The organism is Cupriavidus sp. CP313, from assembly GCF_054072015.1.
The window spans coordinates 105,416-120,272 of the sequence record NZ_JBSVZB010000027.1; the positions used below are offsets into that span (position 1 = coordinate 105,416).

Consider the following 14,857-nt stretch of genomic DNA (forward strand, 5'->3'; position numbering starts at 1 on the left):
TCAGGCCTCCTCATGTGTGACGGACGGCGTTCGCTGCAGCCTGGTCGCGGCAAGAAGCACAGCATCGACGATGTTCTGATACCCGGTGCAGCGGCACAGGTTGCCGTGCAGCGCTTCCCTGATATCGCTTTCGGCTGGCGCAGGCTGGTGCGCAAGCAGCGCTCGTGCCGCAAGCAGCATCCCCGGCGTACAGAAGCCACACTGCAAGCCATGAAGTTCGTTGAAGGCTTGCTTGAGCACGGCTGTCGTGTGGTCGTGCACCATGCCTTCAATCGTGTGAAGCTCGCAGCCGTCAGTCTGTGCGGCAAGTACGGTGCACGACTTCACAGTCGTTCCGTCCACAAGCACCGTGCAGGCTCCGCACTGGGAGGTGTCGCAACCGATATGAACGCCGGTCAGGCGTTTCTGGTCCCGCAACAAGTGCACCAGCAGCCGCCTTGGCTCAATCTCGGTTGTACCTGTTACGCCATTGATGGTGTTTTCTATTTTCACAGTCGCCTCTGTGTCTCCGTTAGCACCTTCAGCATCGGCACACGTGGTGCCTATAGTATTACGATCATCATACTAAAGGGGCAAAAAAAATTTCGATGTCCTTCCCCCGGCCGGCCGAAGCTCATTCAGGGGAAGTTACCAGGGAACCACCGGGACTTACCTCTTGGCTTACCAGCTTTTCAAAGCGGGAAAAGAACTCCGCCAGGAACCTGTTCGCCACCGATCCCACCAGACGGGACCCGATCTGTGCGAGCTTTCCTCCCATCTGCGCTGCGGCCACGTAGTGCAGGGAAGTGCCGCCCTCGACGTCTTCCAGACGGATATCGGCGCCCAGCTTGCCGAATCCCGCGACGCCACCGCTTCCGCTGCCTTCGATGTGATAGCCGATGCCCTCCTGGTGGCCGGTAAAACGGGCCGTGCCCTTGAAGCGTGCCTTGATCGGTCCGACGGCCGCAACGATGACTGCGTCATAGTCACCGTCATCCCCCTGCTGGTATTGCTCACATCCCGGCAAACACCGCTGGAACGTCGCCGGATCGTTCAACCGTTTCCAGACCTCTGCCCTGGAAGCCTTGATTAACTGTGCACCAGTGAATTCCAATGTTTCCCCCTTTCGGTTTCTGCTACTTCCATCACAGCGGCCGGCCCGAAACCGCGAACGCCCGCGCCGCTTCGTCACCGCCTGGCTGAACACCAATCTATCCAGCGTCTATATCGTAGGGAGCGCGTCGGCCAGCGTCAAGGAACGGGGAGCCATTTACGCCTAGTGGTAACCCTAGCAACGAAGCCCTTTCGCTCATTTGGCCAGCACTGCGATGTCCATACATGAACAGGCTGGTAAACCCGGAATTGCCCAACGATTTCTTGACGCGGCCAAGACCGCAACCCTAGTATGTAGACAGTGGATACACCGAGCACCAGCGCAGAACGACTAACGCAACAAGGCAGGCCAGACGTCCAGTCTTTTCAACTCTGCCCACCTTCGTTCCAGTCCCGGCACACGCTCCAATGTATCCACTGTCTATATTTGATTCGGCCGACTTAGAACGCCGGCCCCATCCACGTCAAAGGAGAATCCATGTCTCGTGCAGTGATCGTTTCATTTGCCCGCACCCCGATCGGCAAAGCCACCCGAGGCGCCTTCAACATGACCCATGGCGCAACCATGGCGGGCCATGCCATTCAGCATGCCGTCCAGCGTGCGGGGATTGACGGCGCGGAAGTCGAGGACATCATCTTCGGCTGCGGCCAGCCCATCGCCGCCACCGGTGGCAACGTGGCCCGGCAAGGCGGCATCCGCGCGGGCCTGCCGGTGTCCGTCAGCGGCACGACGCTGACCCGCTTCTGCGCGTCCGGCTTGCAGGCAGTCGCCTTTGCCGCACAGCGTGTGCTGATCGACAAGGTGCCGGTAATGGTGGCGGGTGGCGTCGAATCGATCAGCCTGTCACAACCGGTCACGCTGAAGGTTGCCCAGCAGGAAGCGTGGCTGGCCAAGAATCGCCCCGATGTTTACCTGCATATGATCGATACGGCCGAAATCCTGGCCGAGCGCTACGGCATGTCGCGGCAGCGCTCCGACGAGTTCGCGCTGCGCAGCCAGCAACTCACCGTGGCAGCCCAGAAGGCCGGCCGCTTCGCGGAGGAAATCGTTCCGCTGGCAACGGTCAAGTCGGTGAAGGACAAGGTGACCGGCGAGACTTCGACGGTGGAGTTCCTGCTCGAGGCGGACGAAGGTGTCCGTGCCGACACCACGCTGGAAGGACTGAGTGTGCTGCCTGCCGTGAAGGGCGAGGGTTACCAGGTGACGGCCGGCAATTCGAGCCAGTTGTCTGACGGGGCCGCGGCGCTGGTGCTGATGTCCGAACGTGAGGCCGAACGGCGTGGCCTGGAACCGCTGGGCTACTTCGTCAGCCTGGCCACCGCTGGGGTGGAGCCGGACGAAATGGGCATCGGCCCGATCCGCGCGGTACCGCGCCTGCTGGAACGCAACGAGCTTTCCATCGATGACATCGACCTGTGGGAACTCAACGAGGCCTTTGCCTGCCAGGCGCTGTATTGCATTGACCAGCTTGGCCTGCCGCTGGAGCGCGTCAACGTCAACGGCGGCGCTATTGCCGTCGGTCACCCGTATGGCATGACGGGCGCGCGCCAGGCCGGCCACATCTTGCTGGAAGGACGTCGCCGCAAGGCCAAGTATGGCGTCGTGACCATGTGTGCCGCCGGCGGCATGGGCGCGGCCGGCCTGTTCGAGTTCATCCACTAAGCATCCAAGAGAGACAACGGAGACACCGATGACCGACATCACCGAGTACGAAACCGTCTTTATCGACCGCGACGGTCCCTGCGCCGTCGTCACCATGAACCGGCTGGAAAAGTACAACGCGCTCAACACGGGACTGCGCACTGATCTTTACGCGGCGCTGTCGTCGCTGATCGCCGACCGGACGGTCCGCGGGATCGTCCTTTGGGGCGGTACCAAGGCCTTCGTGGCCGGCGGCGACATCCCTGAAATGCTGGCACGCCGCCCGATTGAAGCCTTCGTCCCGACCAGCGGCGCGCCCGACCTGTGGGCGCTGATCCACCACAGCACCATCCCCGTGATCGCCGCCATTGCCGGGCCTTGCTTCGGCGGTGGCCTGGAGCTCGCGATGGCGTGCGACCTGCGCGTGGCTGCGGACAACGCCCTGCTCGGGCAGACCGAAACCAACGTTGGCCTGATACCGGGACGCGGGGGTACCCAGCGGCTGACCCGGCTGGTTGGCGCGACGCGCGCCAAGGAAATGATCTTTACCGGCGAAATCATCAAGCCGGACGAGGCTTACCGCATCGGCCTTGTCAACAAGGTGGTGCCTGCGGGCGAATTGCTGGCCGAGGCGAAGGCCTATGTGCACCGTATTGCCGAGAAGTCTCCGCACTCGATCGCGATGGCCAAGCTGATGATCAACAACGGCCAGGATGCCACGCTCGATACGGCCCTGATGCTGGAACAGCTGGCCTTTGCCACGCTCTTCAGCACGGAAGACATGCACGAAGGCGGCAAAGCGTTCCTCGACAAGCGCCGTCCGGTTTATCGGGGAGTCTGATCATGACCCAGCTCAACACACGTGTGCAGGCTGCGGCCACCCTCGCGCAACCAGACCCCTACCGCCCGCGGCTGACAGTGACCGCGCTTGCCGATATCCGGCGCTTCGAGCAGACACCGCTTTCCGACCGGCGCCTGCCCGACAGCACTTACGAGCTGCTGCGCCTGGCGCGCGACCGAGCGCCCGAGGCGCCCGCCCTGCATTACTTCAGCTCCGGCGACGAGTTGGCCAGGTCGGTCACCATCACCCATGCGCAGATGTTCGGGCGCATCACGCAGACCGCCAACCTGCTGCACTCGCTTGGCCTGGGCCCGGATGACGTCATCGGGGTGCTGATGCCCGTGACGCCGGAGTCGCAGTACGCGATCTGGGGCAGCGAGGCGACCGGCATCGCCTGCCCGGTCAACTGGATGCTGGAGCCCGAGATTATCGCGGCGCTGCTGCGCAATGCCGGAGCCAAGGCGGTGATCGCCTATGGCCCCGACCCGGATATCGAAGCCTGGAACAAGGCCATGCTGGTGCGGCGTGAACTGCCTGACGTGAAGCACTGGATCAAGGCCGGCGGCGGCAAGGCAAGCGAAGAAGGGATCTTCGACCTCGACGCCAGGCTTGACCGTTTCGATGACGAGACGCTTGACAGCAGACGGGTGTTCTCGCCGCAGGATACGGCTTCGATGTTCCATACCGGGGGCACCACCGGCACGCCCAAGCTTGCGCTGCACACGCATGGCAACGAAGTGGCGATGGCATGGGTCAGCGCGATGCAGATCGACGTGCAGCCTGAGGACGTGCGCGTCTGCGGGGTGCCGATGTTCCACGTTACAGGGGTGCTTACCAATTGCCTGATGCCGCTGGCCCGCGGCGCATCGGTGGTGCTGCTGACGTCCAGCGGCTGGCGTGATCCCTCGGTGATCCGCAATCTCTGGCAGATCGTCGATCACTTCGGGGTCACCGCGCTGGGCATGGTCCCCAGCGTGGTCAACATGGCGCTGAATATTCCGATCGGCGACGCCGACATCAGCTCCCTCAAGGCGGCCAGTTGCGGTACGGCGCCGCTGTCGGTGGCCGTCGCCGAGGCGTTCGAGCAGAAGACCGGCGCGATGATCTTCGAGGGATACGGGCTGACTGAAGGCACCGCGCTCAGCGCAACCAACCCGCGCTATGGCCAGCGGCGCATCGGCTCCATTGGCATGCCCATGGCCTACCAGGAGATGAAGGTCGTCAAGGTCGCCGCTGGACGCATCCAGCGCGACTGCGAGCCGGGCGAACCTGGCATCGTGGTGGTGCGCGGTCCCAACGTCTTCGCCGGCTACCTGAACCCCGAGCAGAACAAGAGCATCTGGTTCGAAGGCGGCTGGTTCAATACGGGCGACCTGGGCTATGTGGACGAGGATGGCTACTTCTGGCTGACCGGCCGGGCCAAGGACCTGATCATCCGAGGCGGCAACAATATCGATCCGCGCATGATCGAAGAGGCGCTGTATCGGCACCCCGAGGTATTCGATGCCGCCGCGGTCGGCCTGCCTGACGCGCATGCCGGGGAACTGCCGGTCGCGTACGTCGCGCTCAAGCCGGGCAGCACCTTCCCGCTCGGCCGCATCAAGCACTACGCCTATGAGGTGATCCCGGAACGCGCCGCCGTGCCCAAGCAGTTCTACCTGGTCGACGCCATCCCCAAGACTGCCGTCGGCAAGATCCAGAAGAACACGCTGCGCGGCGACGCTGTACTGCGGGCGCAGCGGCAGATGCTTGCCGAGGTCAACGCGGATACGCCGGTGCCCCTGGTTGATATTCGCATCGAAGATCGGGGCGACCAGGGCATCCTGTCCACGCTGGTGCTGCCTGCCACCCTGAGCAACGAAGATCGGGAGATCGCGGTCGCAACCATCGGCAAGGCGTTCTCGACGCTGACGATCAAATACGCGGTGGTCTACGAATAGCCCGTTCACCGAAGCAGGGCCTCGCCAGAGGCAGTGCAGGCCGGCAGCGCCTCACCCCGACGTATCCGTCACCACGGGTATGAGCTGCCGGCTTGCAAAACCAATAATGGAGACAACCATGACTATCCAGCTTTCGCGCCGGCGCCTGCTGCAGGCGGCGTGCGGCGCCGTGCCGGCAATGCTTGTGCCGTCCTTGCTGCGGGCTGAAGCGCCCTATCCAGGCAAGCCGATTGTCGTCAAGGTCGCATTTCCCGCTGGGGGCCCGGCGGACGAATCGATTCGCGCTGCGGCTGTTGTGATGAAGAGGAGCCTGGGGCAAAACGTCATTGCCGACAACGTTCCCGGTGCAAGCGGGTCGATCTGCGCCATGAACGTGCTGCGCAGCGCCAACGATGGCTACACCTTGCTGGGCACGACCGGCATCGATTTCCTGGTGGCGCCACTTGCCATCGCATCGGCGAAGTATTCGCCGGAGAAGTTCAGGCTGGCAGGCTTCAGCGGGATTTCGGACTTCATCCTGGTCTCGAATCCCTCGTTGTCGTTCAAGAACGTCGACGAGGTCATTGCTTACGCGAAGAACCCGAAGAACCGCCCGCTGTCGCTGGCGCATTGGGGCCCCGGCTCGGGACCCCACCTGGTCGGGGCCGACTTCCAGGCCCGCACCGGCGTGCGCTTCCTGGAAGTCCCCTACAAAGGCGCGGCGCCGGTCACCAGCGACATCGCCGGTGCACAGGTAGACCTGACTTTCATTCCCATGGGAGGTCCGACTTACGGGATGATCAAGGCCGGCCGCTTCCGGCCGATCGGTGTCGCCAGCAAGGCCCGGCATCCGTCGTTGCCCGATGTGCCGGCGCTGTCGGAAAACAAGGACCTGGCCGACTTCGAGTACAGCCAGTGGGCGGGCGTGCTGGCTCCGCCGAATACACCGGATGCCGTGACGGCACGGGTGGTGGAGGCCATGAATGCGTGGGTGGGCAGCCCGGAAAACCGTACCCGGCGCGCCGTCAATCTCCAGCGCGCGATCGAGCCGATGACAATGGCCCAGGCGCAAGCCTTCCTGAGCAACGAACACGCCAAGCTGACCCGCATTGCCAGGAGCCTCAAGCTGGCCGGGCAATAAGGCCCGGTGGCAATGCGGTCAGCCTGTGCCGCGGCTATGCCGGATCGCCGCGGCGCAAACTGGCAAAATCCGCAGGACGTTTCCCCAGGAAGGCGGCAATGCCCTCCGCGGCTTCGGCGCTGCCCTGGGCCACGGCCATCGCGCCCCGTTCAGCCTCGAGCTGGTCATCGAGCGAGCGCTCGTGCGCATGGCGGCACAGCGCCTTGATTGAACCCAGTGCCTGCTGGGGGCCTTGGGCAAGCCGCGCCGCCAGCGCGATCGCCGCTGCGCCGGCCTGTCCCGCCTCAACCAGTTGATTGACGACGCCGAAGTGCTGCAGTTGCTCTGCCGTGATGCGATCGCCAGTCAACGCCAACTGCGTCAGCACCTGCCGCGAGAGGCTCTGCGCCAGCAGGCCGGTGATGCCGCCATCCGGTGTCAGCCCCACCTTCACATAGGCGATCGAGAAAGCTGCGCCGGCGGAAGCCACCAGCAAATCGCAGGCCAATGCCAGCGAGAAGCCCGCGCCCGCCGCGCCGCCTTCGACCGCTGCGACGATCGGCTTGGGAAAGTCGCGCAGCTTGCACACCACGTCGTGCAGATGCCCCAGCCTCTCGATGCGCTCCTCGTAGGTCAGTTCGCGCCGCTTGCTGATCAGTTCCAGGTCGCCGCCCGCACAGAAGTAATCATCGGCCCCGGTCAGCACGATCGCGCCAACCGCCGGATCCTCTGCGGCGTTGGCCAGTGCGGCGCGGATATTGTCGTAGAGATCCGCCGCGATGGCGTTGCGTTTGCCCGGATTGTTGATGGCAAGGACCAGCACGCTGCCTTCCGTGCGCTGCAACAGGGAGGAAAAGGTAGTCATGTCGTGATTTGTGATTTCGATGAATGAGCGAAGGCTGCTCAGCCAGCAGTCTGGTGCGCAGCGCGCTGGCGCTCATAGACCTGCAGGTGGCAATATGCCGTACGGCTCAACGGGAGCTCATGCCCGTGCCCGGCTGCGCGCTTGATGAGGTCGCCGACGATGGCGTCGGCTTCTATGCGTGGGGCGCCCTGCGCAATATCCCGCATCATCGAGGCAGCCCAGGTCGATGTTTCGTCCAGCAGTCGGGCCCGCATGGCAGCGGCAACGGGTTCGGGGATGGCATGGCCGTACAGTTGCGCCACCGTGCGGCACTCCCCAATCGCGTCAAGCATCAGGCGACGGCCATCCTGTGTCTTCATGATGTCCGCCACGGTCCCGCGCATCAGGCATGTCATCACTGCGCCGGCGGCGATCATGGCCCACTTGTTCCACAGCTCCTGCCCGATGGCGCCCGATAGCTCACGCGTACCCGCCGCCCTGGACACCAGCGCATGGAAATCCGCGGCCACTGCCGACGCCTGCGCAGCGCGGGGGCCGACTACCAGCCGGTCCATGCGGCCGGCGTGCACGACGGTTCCGTCCGCCGCCAGCGTGGTCGCAATGTATGCGACTCCACCCAGCACGCGTTGCCTGCCAAAGCACTGGTCGAGCCGGTCATAGGCGTCAAGGCCGTTGAGGAGAGGCAATACCGCAGTGTCCCGGCCAACGGCCGGGCTGATGGTCCGGATCGCGTCGGCAAGGTCATAGGCCTTGCATGCCAGCAGGACCAGGTCGAACTGCGCGTCGACCTGACCGGCCAGGACCATTTTTACCGGGCGATGGAAGTCGCCAAGTTCGCTACGCACGGCCAGGCCAACCCGTTCCAGTGCCCGCGCGCGGCCGGGCCGCAACATGAAGGTGACATCGGCGCCCGCCTCGATCAGGCGCGCGCCATAGTAGCCGCCCATGGCCCCGGCACCGAGTACAAGAATCTTCATGACGCCTCTGCCTGCGCGGCGGCTGCGGGGCGCCGCTGGACGATCAGGTTGCCGGTGAAAACCTGCACCGGCTCGTCGGCCTGGTTGAAGGTTGTGGTACGCACCTTCACGATGCCCTGGTCGGGGCGCGATTTCGAAATCCGCACTTCCAGTATCTCGCTCTCGATATGCAGTTCATCGCCAGGGCGAACCGGTTTTGGCCAACGCAGCTCCTCGAAGCCCGCGCCGAGGATGCCGCCTGCGGGCCGGAATTCGCCGTCGACCAGCAGGCGCATCGTCAGCGCAGCGGTATGCCAACCGCTCGCAGCCAGTCCACGAAACAACGTGTCGCGGGCAGCGGCTTCATCGAGATGGAAAGGCTGCGGGTCGAACTCGGCAGCAAAGGCCTTGATCCTTTCAGGCTCGACGGTCAGCCGCCCCGAACCGTATTTTTGGCCCGCCGCGAGGTCCTCAATGTATTGAATGCTCATTCTTTGTTCCTCCAGATGGTTTGGCGCTGTCTCTCCGATCAATGCACGCCCGGTGCGAGAACAGACGGATCAGGCCAGCGCCTCGAGCGCCAGCGCAATCCCTTGTCCGCCGCCGATGCACAGCGTGACGATGCCGCGCCGTATGCCGTCGGCCCGCATGGCATGCAGCAGGCGCGTCGTCAGCACCGCGCCGGTCGCACCGATCGGATGGCCGTGGGCAATGGCACCACCGTCGACGTTGATGATGTCGTGCGGCAATCCGAGCTCGACCGCGACAGCCAGCGGCACCGCGGCAAACGCTTCATTGATCTCGATGCGTTCAATGTCGCCCAGCTCCCAGCCGGCGCGTTGCAGCGCCTGCCGCACCGCCGGGACCGGGCCCAGCCCGAACATGCCGGGCTCCACGGCCCCGACACCATAAGCGACCAATCGTCCCATCGGCTCCAGCCCCCTGGCTTCAGCCACCGAACGTTCGGCAACGATCATGGCCGCTGCGCCGCTGTTGAGTCCGGGCGCATTGCCGGCGGTAATCGTGCCGTCCGGTCGAAACGCCGGCTTGAGCCGGCCGAGCGTATCGAGGCTGGTATCAGGGCGATTGGCTTCGTCCACTTCGAACATGGCCGTACCGCCCTTCCCTTTGATGGCCACCCCGGCAATCTGGCCGGTGAATCGCCCGTTCGCCTGCGCCAGCGCGAAATTCCGCTGCGAACGCTCGGCCCAGCGATCCTGGGCCTCGCGGTTCAGCGCGTAGCGGGCGACAAGGTCCTCGGTATGCCATCCGGAGTGCTCACCGGAGAAGGCGTCGAGCAGGCCGTCGTGCAGCATGCTGTCATGCAGGACGGAATCGCCCATGCGCTGCCCCCAGCGGCCGGACGGCATCAGGTATGGCGCACGGTCCATGTTCTCCATGCCGCCGGCGACAGCAATGTCGACATAACCGAGCCGCACCTCGTCCGCGGCCGTGGCGATCGCCTGCGCTCCCGAGCCGCAGACGCGGTTGACGGTCATCGCCGGAACCGAAACCGGCAGCCCTGCCCCGATGGCAGCCTGCCGGGCCGGATTCATCCGGTTGCCGGCCTGGATCACGTTTCCGAACACCACGCTGCCGACCTCGCCTGGATCGATTCCCGCCCGTTCCACGGTTGCCCGTATCGCTGCAGCGCCGAGATCAACCGCCGGAATGGCCTTCAATGAGCCGTTGTAGGCGCCAATGGCGGTCCGCACCGGCTGACACAGCACGACATCTCTTGCATTCATCGCATTCTCCCTGCCAAACACCCAGTATCAATCGGTCGCACGCACTTCAGTTGAGGCGCCATGCGGTATACGCCCGGTGGCCGGGTCTTGAAGGTTGCAACAAGAATTGGCTGCGCGGGAAATCCGGCTCAGGCTTCTGCCGAGCGGGACAGCCGCTGGCGCACGCGGTCGCTGGCGGCGGGGCCGGGCGCAAGGTGATAGTCGGCATCGGTGACCGGACGCCCGTTGGCGGCGTCGACCAGCACGGGCTCCACGCGCACGCCGGTGCGCCGGTTGGCCAACTGCACGCTTTCGCCTTCGGGCGCGAGATGCTTGTTGCCCCAAGCCAGCATGGCCAGCAGCACCTGGCGGAAATCGCGCCCGCGCTCGGTCAGGATGTACTCGGAGCGGGGTGGCCGGTCGCAGTACTGGCGACGCTCCAGCATGCCTTCTTCGACAAGCGAGTTCAGGCGACGCGTGAGCATATTGGGCGCGATAGCCAGGTTTTGCTGGAACTCGTCGAATCGGGTCACGCCGTAAAAGGCTTCGCGCAGGATCAATACGCTCCAGCTGTCGGCAACGCGGGCCGCGGTGCGTGCGATCGGACACGGCGTTTCACCAAGTGGCTTCCTCTGCATGATTGGCTTCCTCGAAAAACGTGCTTGCTATCAATTTGAAAGTTAGTCTAGAGTAGTCACTATCATCATGCAAGTTCGTTTTCACTTGTGCTGTATTCCGCGCCGTTGAAAGACCGCTGGTGAAAGGTGGCCCTGTTGCAGCCCTGAGCGGAGAAACAATCCGTCAGGCACCGGAAGCACGCGCCTGCCTGCACCGTCTGTGCGGAGGACGCTGCCCAGGCGCCGATTCCGCACACTGCCCGGCCCCAAGCGTTTACTTCGCACGCGAACTATCTATATACTTCATATGCGAACTTAATCCCGATGCCTGCACGGCAGGCATGCAACTCTCACCTGGAGACCGACCAATGACCCCGGAAATCCGCGTTGACCTCACCGGCGGCGTGCTGACCATTACGCTTGCCCGGCCAGACAAGAAGAACGCCTTGACGAACGAGATGTACGGCGCGCTTGCCGACACTATCGAGCAGGCACAGCAGGACCGGCTTATCCGGGTATTGCTGTTGCAGGGGGACGGAGACAGTTTTACGGCCGGCAATGATCTCGGCGATTTCGCGGCGATCGCGGCGGGAAATGGCCCCAGCGAACGTCACGTGCATCGCTTTCTGCGCGCCCTTGCCAATTCGACCGTACCGATTGTCGCCGCGGTCAATGGCAAGGCCGTCGGCGTCGGGACCACCATGCTGCTGCATTGTGATTACGTCGTGCTCGGCCAGGACGCGCAACTGATCACGCCTTTCGTCAATCTCGCGCTGGTTCCCGAAGCGGCGTCGAGTTACCTGCTCCCCCTGCGGATCGGACACGTCAGGGCCTTCGAGATGTTCGCGCTGGGCGAGCCGCTTGACGCGCAAACCGCCGTGGCATGGGGCATCGCGAACAAGGTTTGCGCCAATGACCAACTGCGCATGGATGCGCGCCGGATGGCCGAGAAGATTGCCGCCAGGCCGGCCGGCTCCCTGAGCGCAATGAAACAGCTCATGCGCGATGCGGAAAAACTGGTTGCGCAGATGAACAGCGAAAGCGCCAGGTTCGAGGAGCGGCTGGCCAGTGCGGAAGCCCGGGAAGCATTCTCGGCCTTCGCCGAAAAGCGCAAACCAGACTTCACCAAGGTTGCCGGGCAGTAAGTCGACTGCCTCGGTCTCCGGCCGCTGCCAGGCTACACCTCGCCCTCGTCGGCGGCCGGGAACTTTGTCTGCAGGCTGGTCAGCCAGCGCGCCACCACGTCGATCTCGGCCGCGGTGAAACCTTCAGTCAGCCTGGTATTCAACACCTTCATGCTTGCCTTGGAACGCTGGCGCGCCAAGCGCCCTGCCTCCGTCAGCCATAGGCGCGAGGCACGGCCATCGCTCTCGTCCGGCCGGCGCTCGATCAGGCCGGCCCTTTCGGTCCGGTCGGCCAGGCCGCTCATGCCAGGCGCGCCCAGGTCCAGCGCCGCGGCAGCCTCGCTCGTCAGCGCGCCATTGTTGCTGCCCAGAAAGAAAAGCAGTCCGGCCTGGGCTGATGTCACGCCACCCGCGGGAGTGCGCGCTTGTGACCACCGGTGCAGGCGCCGCTGGCCCACGTTCAATAGGTAGACGAGGCGATGTTCCATGTCTGGGGCGCCATAAGGGATGAGATTTAATTCGCATGCGAATATTATCATGCGCCGGTGTAGCCCTCAGCCCCCGAGCCGCCCCTGTTTCGTGCCGTCTTCTCCGCGCGCATGGACCGGGGCATGCCGGACCATGCGCACCGATGGCCTGCGCCGCCCAGCTCCGATGCCAGCGCCGACAGCGTCATGGCAGCCAATACCAGCAATCTGCGCATTGCGGCCCCTGCTTTCGTCAGCGCCTGTCAACATCGAGCACCGCCTGCGCAAACGCGGTGGGCGCTTCCTGCGGCGGGTTGTGGCCGATCCCGCCCGTCAGGTCCCGGTGCTCGTAGCGGCCCGTGAACTTGCTGGCATAGGTGCTGGGCTTGGGGTGCGGCGCGCCGTTGGCATCGGCTTCGATGGTGATGGTGGGCACGCTGATGGTGGGCGCCGTGGCGAGCCGCTTCTCGATGTCGTCGAACCTGGCCTCCCCCGTGGCCAACCCCTGCCGCCAGCGGTAGTTGTGGATGGTGATTTCGACGTGGTCGGGATTGTCGAAGGCGGCGGCGCTGCGGTTGAACGTCGCATCATCGAACTTCCATTGCGGCGATGCCAGTTTCCAGATCAGCCTGGCGAACTGGTGCGTGTACTTCTGGTAGCCGGCGCGGCCCCGATCGGTGGAGAAATAGAACTGGTACCACCACTGCAGCTCGGCTTCAGGCGGTAGCGGCTGCTTGCCGGCTGCCTGGCTGCCGATCAGGTAGCCGCTGACCGCGACCAGCCCCCTGCAGCGGTCCGGCCAGATCGCCGCCATGATGTCGGCGGTGCGCGCGCCCCAGTCAAAGCCGGCCACTACGGCGTTCTGGATCTTGAGCGCGTCCATCAGCGCGATCATGTCGGCGGCAATAGCCGACGGTTGGCCGTTGCGCATGGTGTCGGCAGACAGGAAGGTCGTCGAGCCAAAGCCACGCAGGTGGGGAATGATCACCCGATAGCCGCGGGCCGCCAGCAGGGGTGCCACGTCGACAAAACTGTGGATATCGTAGGGCCAGCCGTGCAGCAGCAGCGCGACGGGCCCTGTGGCAGGGCCCGCCTCGGCGTAGCCGATATTCAGCACGCCGGCGTTGACGTGCTTGATCGGCGCGAAGCTGGTATGGGTGCCCGGCGTGGTCAAGGGCAGCGTCGGCGCCTTCGACACACCGCTTTGCGCGCGGGCGGCCTGCGACAGCCCGAACGGCGCAGTGGCCAGCGTCGCTGCCGCTGCACCCAGAAAGCCTCGACGGGGTAAATCGACTGTCTTCGACATTTTCTTCTCCGGTTTGCGTGATCAATGTGAGCATGAGTCTAGGAGGCCATGGCAAGCGGCATGTGTCGGATTCCAGGGGATTTGTATCGCTGTGTATTTATCCGCGATTGCGAGATACGTGGATACAAAGCAGCCCGGTTGAAGGACTGGCACGCCAGTCAATCGGACTCTCCCAGCAGCACGCCTTGCGGCATTGGCCTGTTGCCCTTATCCGGAAGATTGCAATAGGCATTAGCTGCACGAGCGCACGCCACACCGGTGTCGCGCGGGCGCTCCCCCGCAAACGCCACCGTGGCACTCCCCGCGATCAGCGCGACCGACAGGAACTGCTTGAACAGACTGATTTTCATCAGACTTTCTCCGCGAAACCCCGACCTTCAGGGCGGGGAGTGAAAGGAGTGCTGCCGGCAGCAAGCAATCCCAATTTAGAATGACCGGCATGCTTCTCGTCTATCGCTACCGGGTAAAGTCGCTGAACGGCCTGCTCAATCAGCAGAGCCGCGTAGTGAACTACGTCTGGAACTTCTGCAATGACACGCAGAAGCACGCACTCAAGTGGGGCAAGAAATGGCCCACGGGTTTCGATCTGAACGTGTTGACGACCGGCAGCAGCAAAGAACTCCGTATCCATTCCGGCACCGTCAACGCGGTTTGCGAGCAGTACGCCAAGTCGCGTAGCCAGCACCGCAGGCCCTATTTGCGCTATCGCGGCCGCAGGTCCCTCGGCTGGGTGCCGCTCAAGGGCCGGGACCTCAAGCGCTCGGGCGAGGCATTCCGCTTTGCCGGCAGCACATTTCGCGTGTTCAACTGCAGGCCCCTTCCCGAGGGCAAGATCAAGGACGGCACGAATTTCTCCCGCGACGCGCGAGGCAACTGGTTCCTGAACATCGTGATCGAAGTTGCCGATACTCACGCCCGCTCCCCGGAGCGCGGCGTCGGCATCGATCTGGGCTTGAGGGACCTTGCCACGCTTTCCACTGGCGAGAAAGTCGAGAATCCGCGTCACCTTGGCCAACTCGAGCAAGCCCTTGCCAGAGCGCAGCGGGCGCGCAAGAAACGACAGGCCACGAACCTCCACGCGCGCATCAAAAATGCGCGGCGTGACTTCCTGCACAAGCTCTCGCATCGCATCGTGCGGGACTTTGACTACATTGCGGTGGGTAATGTGAATGCCGCCGGCC

The 14,857-nt window shown here is 64.1% G+C and carries 16 protein-coding genes; 6 read left to right on the forward strand and 10 right to left on the reverse strand.

The genetic code is table 11. The annotated features are described in order from the left end of the window. Together ACW4E8_RS30025 and ACW4E8_RS30030 are read right to left on the reverse strand one after the other, a co-directional pair. Positions 1 to 492, reverse strand: a complete 492-nt coding sequence (locus ACW4E8_RS30025) for a (2Fe-2S)-binding protein (RefSeq protein ID WP_456807833.1) — start codon at positions 490 to 492, stop codon at positions 1 to 3. Between the two features lie 121 nt (positions 493 to 613). Beyond that, entirely contained in the window at positions 614 to 1,093 is a 480-nt protein-coding gene (locus ACW4E8_RS30030) for an SRPBCC family protein (protein WP_456807834.1), read from the reverse strand. A 477-nt stretch (positions 1,094 to 1,570) separates the two neighbouring features. On the opposite strand from ACW4E8_RS30030, the gene ACW4E8_RS30035 reads away from it, so the two are divergent. From ACW4E8_RS30035 to ACW4E8_RS30050, 4 genes are all read left to right on the forward strand, one after another. Beyond that, a complete protein-coding gene (locus tag ACW4E8_RS30035) occupies positions 1,571 to 2,755 on the forward strand; it encodes an acetyl-CoA C-acyltransferase (protein ID WP_456807835.1) in 1,185 nt (394 codons plus the stop codon). 28 nt (positions 2,756 to 2,783) lie between these two features. Further along, on the forward strand, positions 2,784 to 3,575 hold the full coding sequence (locus ACW4E8_RS30040; RefSeq protein ID WP_456807836.1) for an enoyl-CoA hydratase/isomerase family protein: 792 nt from the start codon (positions 2,784 to 2,786) through the stop codon (positions 3,573 to 3,575). Between the two features lie 2 nt (positions 3,576 to 3,577). After that, complete coding sequence (locus tag ACW4E8_RS30045; RefSeq protein ID WP_456807837.1) at positions 3,578 to 5,515, forward strand: acyl-CoA synthetase; 1,938 nt, start codon at positions 3,578 to 3,580, stop codon at positions 5,513 to 5,515. A 118-nt stretch (positions 5,516 to 5,633) separates the two neighbouring features. After that, a complete protein-coding gene (locus ACW4E8_RS30050) occupies positions 5,634 to 6,635 on the forward strand; it encodes a tripartite tricarboxylate transporter substrate binding protein (protein WP_456807838.1) in 1,002 nt (333 codons plus the stop codon). A gap of 34 nt (positions 6,636 to 6,669) precedes the next feature. Here the strand turns inward: ACW4E8_RS30050 and ACW4E8_RS30055 are convergent, their stop codons facing one another. The 5 genes from ACW4E8_RS30055 to ACW4E8_RS30075 all read right to left on the reverse strand — a co-directional run bounded on the left by ACW4E8_RS30055 (position 6,670) and on the right by ACW4E8_RS30075 (position 10,800). Further along, positions 6,670 to 7,479: an oxepin-CoA hydrolase, alternative type gene (locus tag ACW4E8_RS30055; protein WP_456807839.1), complete on the reverse strand. Its 810-nt coding sequence runs from the start codon at positions 7,477 to 7,479 to the stop codon at positions 6,670 to 6,672. A 38-nt stretch (positions 7,480 to 7,517) separates the two neighbouring features. Further along, on the reverse strand, positions 7,518 to 8,456 hold the full coding sequence (locus ACW4E8_RS30060; protein WP_456807840.1) for a 2-dehydropantoate 2-reductase: 939 nt from the start codon (positions 8,454 to 8,456) through the stop codon (positions 7,518 to 7,520). Continuing rightward, on the reverse strand, positions 8,453 to 8,926 hold the full coding sequence (locus tag ACW4E8_RS30065; protein WP_456807841.1) for a MaoC family dehydratase: 474 nt from the start codon (positions 8,924 to 8,926) through the stop codon (positions 8,453 to 8,455). Before ACW4E8_RS30065 ends, ACW4E8_RS30060 begins: the two co-directional genes overlap by 4 nt. Before the next feature lie 69 nt (positions 8,927 to 8,995). Continuing rightward, positions 8,996 to 10,183, reverse strand: coding sequence for a thiolase family protein (locus ACW4E8_RS30070; protein WP_456807842.1), 1,188 nt, complete (start codon positions 10,181 to 10,183; stop codon positions 8,996 to 8,998). A 128-nt stretch (positions 10,184 to 10,311) separates the two neighbouring features. Beyond that, complete coding sequence (locus tag ACW4E8_RS30075) at positions 10,312 to 10,800, reverse strand: winged helix-turn-helix transcriptional regulator (protein WP_456807843.1); 489 nt, start codon at positions 10,798 to 10,800, stop codon at positions 10,312 to 10,314. A 347-nt stretch (positions 10,801 to 11,147) separates the two neighbouring features. On the opposite strand from ACW4E8_RS30075, the gene ACW4E8_RS30080 reads away from it, so the two are divergent. Then, a complete protein-coding gene (locus tag ACW4E8_RS30080; protein ID WP_456807844.1) occupies positions 11,148 to 11,924 on the forward strand; it encodes an enoyl-CoA hydratase in 777 nt (258 codons plus the stop codon). A gap of 32 nt (positions 11,925 to 11,956) precedes the next feature. Here the strand turns inward: ACW4E8_RS30080 and ACW4E8_RS30085 are convergent, their stop codons facing one another. The 3 genes from ACW4E8_RS30085 to ACW4E8_RS30095 form a co-directional block, all read right to left on the reverse strand. Continuing rightward, a complete protein-coding gene (locus ACW4E8_RS30085; RefSeq protein WP_456807845.1) occupies positions 11,957 to 12,391 on the reverse strand; it encodes a MarR family winged helix-turn-helix transcriptional regulator in 435 nt (144 codons plus the stop codon). A 232-nt stretch (positions 12,392 to 12,623) separates the two neighbouring features. Beyond that, positions 12,624 to 13,676, reverse strand: a complete 1,053-nt coding sequence (locus tag ACW4E8_RS30090) for an alpha/beta fold hydrolase (protein ID WP_456807846.1) — start codon at positions 13,674 to 13,676, stop codon at positions 12,624 to 12,626. Between the two features lie 158 nt (positions 13,677 to 13,834). Continuing rightward, on the reverse strand, positions 13,835 to 14,026 hold the full coding sequence (locus ACW4E8_RS30095) for a hypothetical protein (protein ID WP_456807847.1): 192 nt from the start codon (positions 14,024 to 14,026) through the stop codon (positions 13,835 to 13,837). Positions 14,027 to 14,115: 89 nt separating this feature from the next. Between ACW4E8_RS30095 and ACW4E8_RS30100 the strand changes: the two genes are divergently transcribed. Continuing rightward, on the forward strand, positions 14,116 to 14,857 hold a 742-nt coding region (locus ACW4E8_RS30100), incomplete at its 3' end, for an RNA-guided endonuclease InsQ/TnpB family protein (protein WP_456807853.1).

Bases quoted from the DNA above. Each gene is read 5' to 3' on its own strand.
- ACW4E8_RS30035 (WP_456807835.1), top strand. From the start codon at position 1,571: ATGTCTCGTGCAGTGATCGTTTCATTTGCCCGCACCCCGATCGGCAAA.
- ACW4E8_RS30040 (WP_456807836.1), top strand. From the start codon at position 2,784: ATGACCGACATCACCGAGTACGAAACCGTCTTTATCGACCGCGACGGT.
- ACW4E8_RS30045 (WP_456807837.1), top strand. From the start codon at position 3,578: ATGACCCAGCTCAACACACGTGTGCAGGCTGCGGCCACCCTCGCGCAA.
- ACW4E8_RS30050 (WP_456807838.1), top strand. From the start codon at position 5,634: ATGACTATCCAGCTTTCGCGCCGGCGCCTGCTGCAGGCGGCGTGCGGC.
- ACW4E8_RS30055 (WP_456807839.1), bottom strand. From the start codon at position 7,479: ATGACTACCTTTTCCTCCCTGTTGCAGCGCACGGAAGGCAGCGTGCTG.
- ACW4E8_RS30060 (WP_456807840.1), bottom strand. From the start codon at position 8,456: ATGAAGATTCTTGTACTCGGTGCCGGGGCCATGGGCGGCTACTATGGC.
- ACW4E8_RS30065 (WP_456807841.1), bottom strand. From the start codon at position 8,926: ATGAGCATTCAATACATTGAGGACCTCGCGGCGGGCCAAAAATACGGT.
- ACW4E8_RS30070 (WP_456807842.1), bottom strand. From the start codon at position 10,183: ATGAATGCAAGAGATGTCGTGCTGTGTCAGCCGGTGCGGACCGCCATT.
- ACW4E8_RS30075 (WP_456807843.1), bottom strand. From the start codon at position 10,800: ATGCAGAGGAAGCCACTTGGTGAAACGCCGTGTCCGATCGCACGCACC.
- ACW4E8_RS30080 (WP_456807844.1), top strand. From the start codon at position 11,148: ATGACCCCGGAAATCCGCGTTGACCTCACCGGCGGCGTGCTGACCATT.
- ACW4E8_RS30085 (WP_456807845.1), bottom strand. From the start codon at position 12,391: ATGGAACATCGCCTCGTCTACCTATTGAACGTGGGCCAGCGGCGCCTG.
- ACW4E8_RS30090 (WP_456807846.1), bottom strand. From the start codon at position 13,676: ATGTCGAAGACAGTCGATTTACCCCGTCGAGGCTTTCTGGGTGCAGCG.
- ACW4E8_RS30095 (WP_456807847.1), bottom strand. From the start codon at position 14,026: ATGAAAATCAGTCTGTTCAAGCAGTTCCTGTCGGTCGCGCTGATCGCG.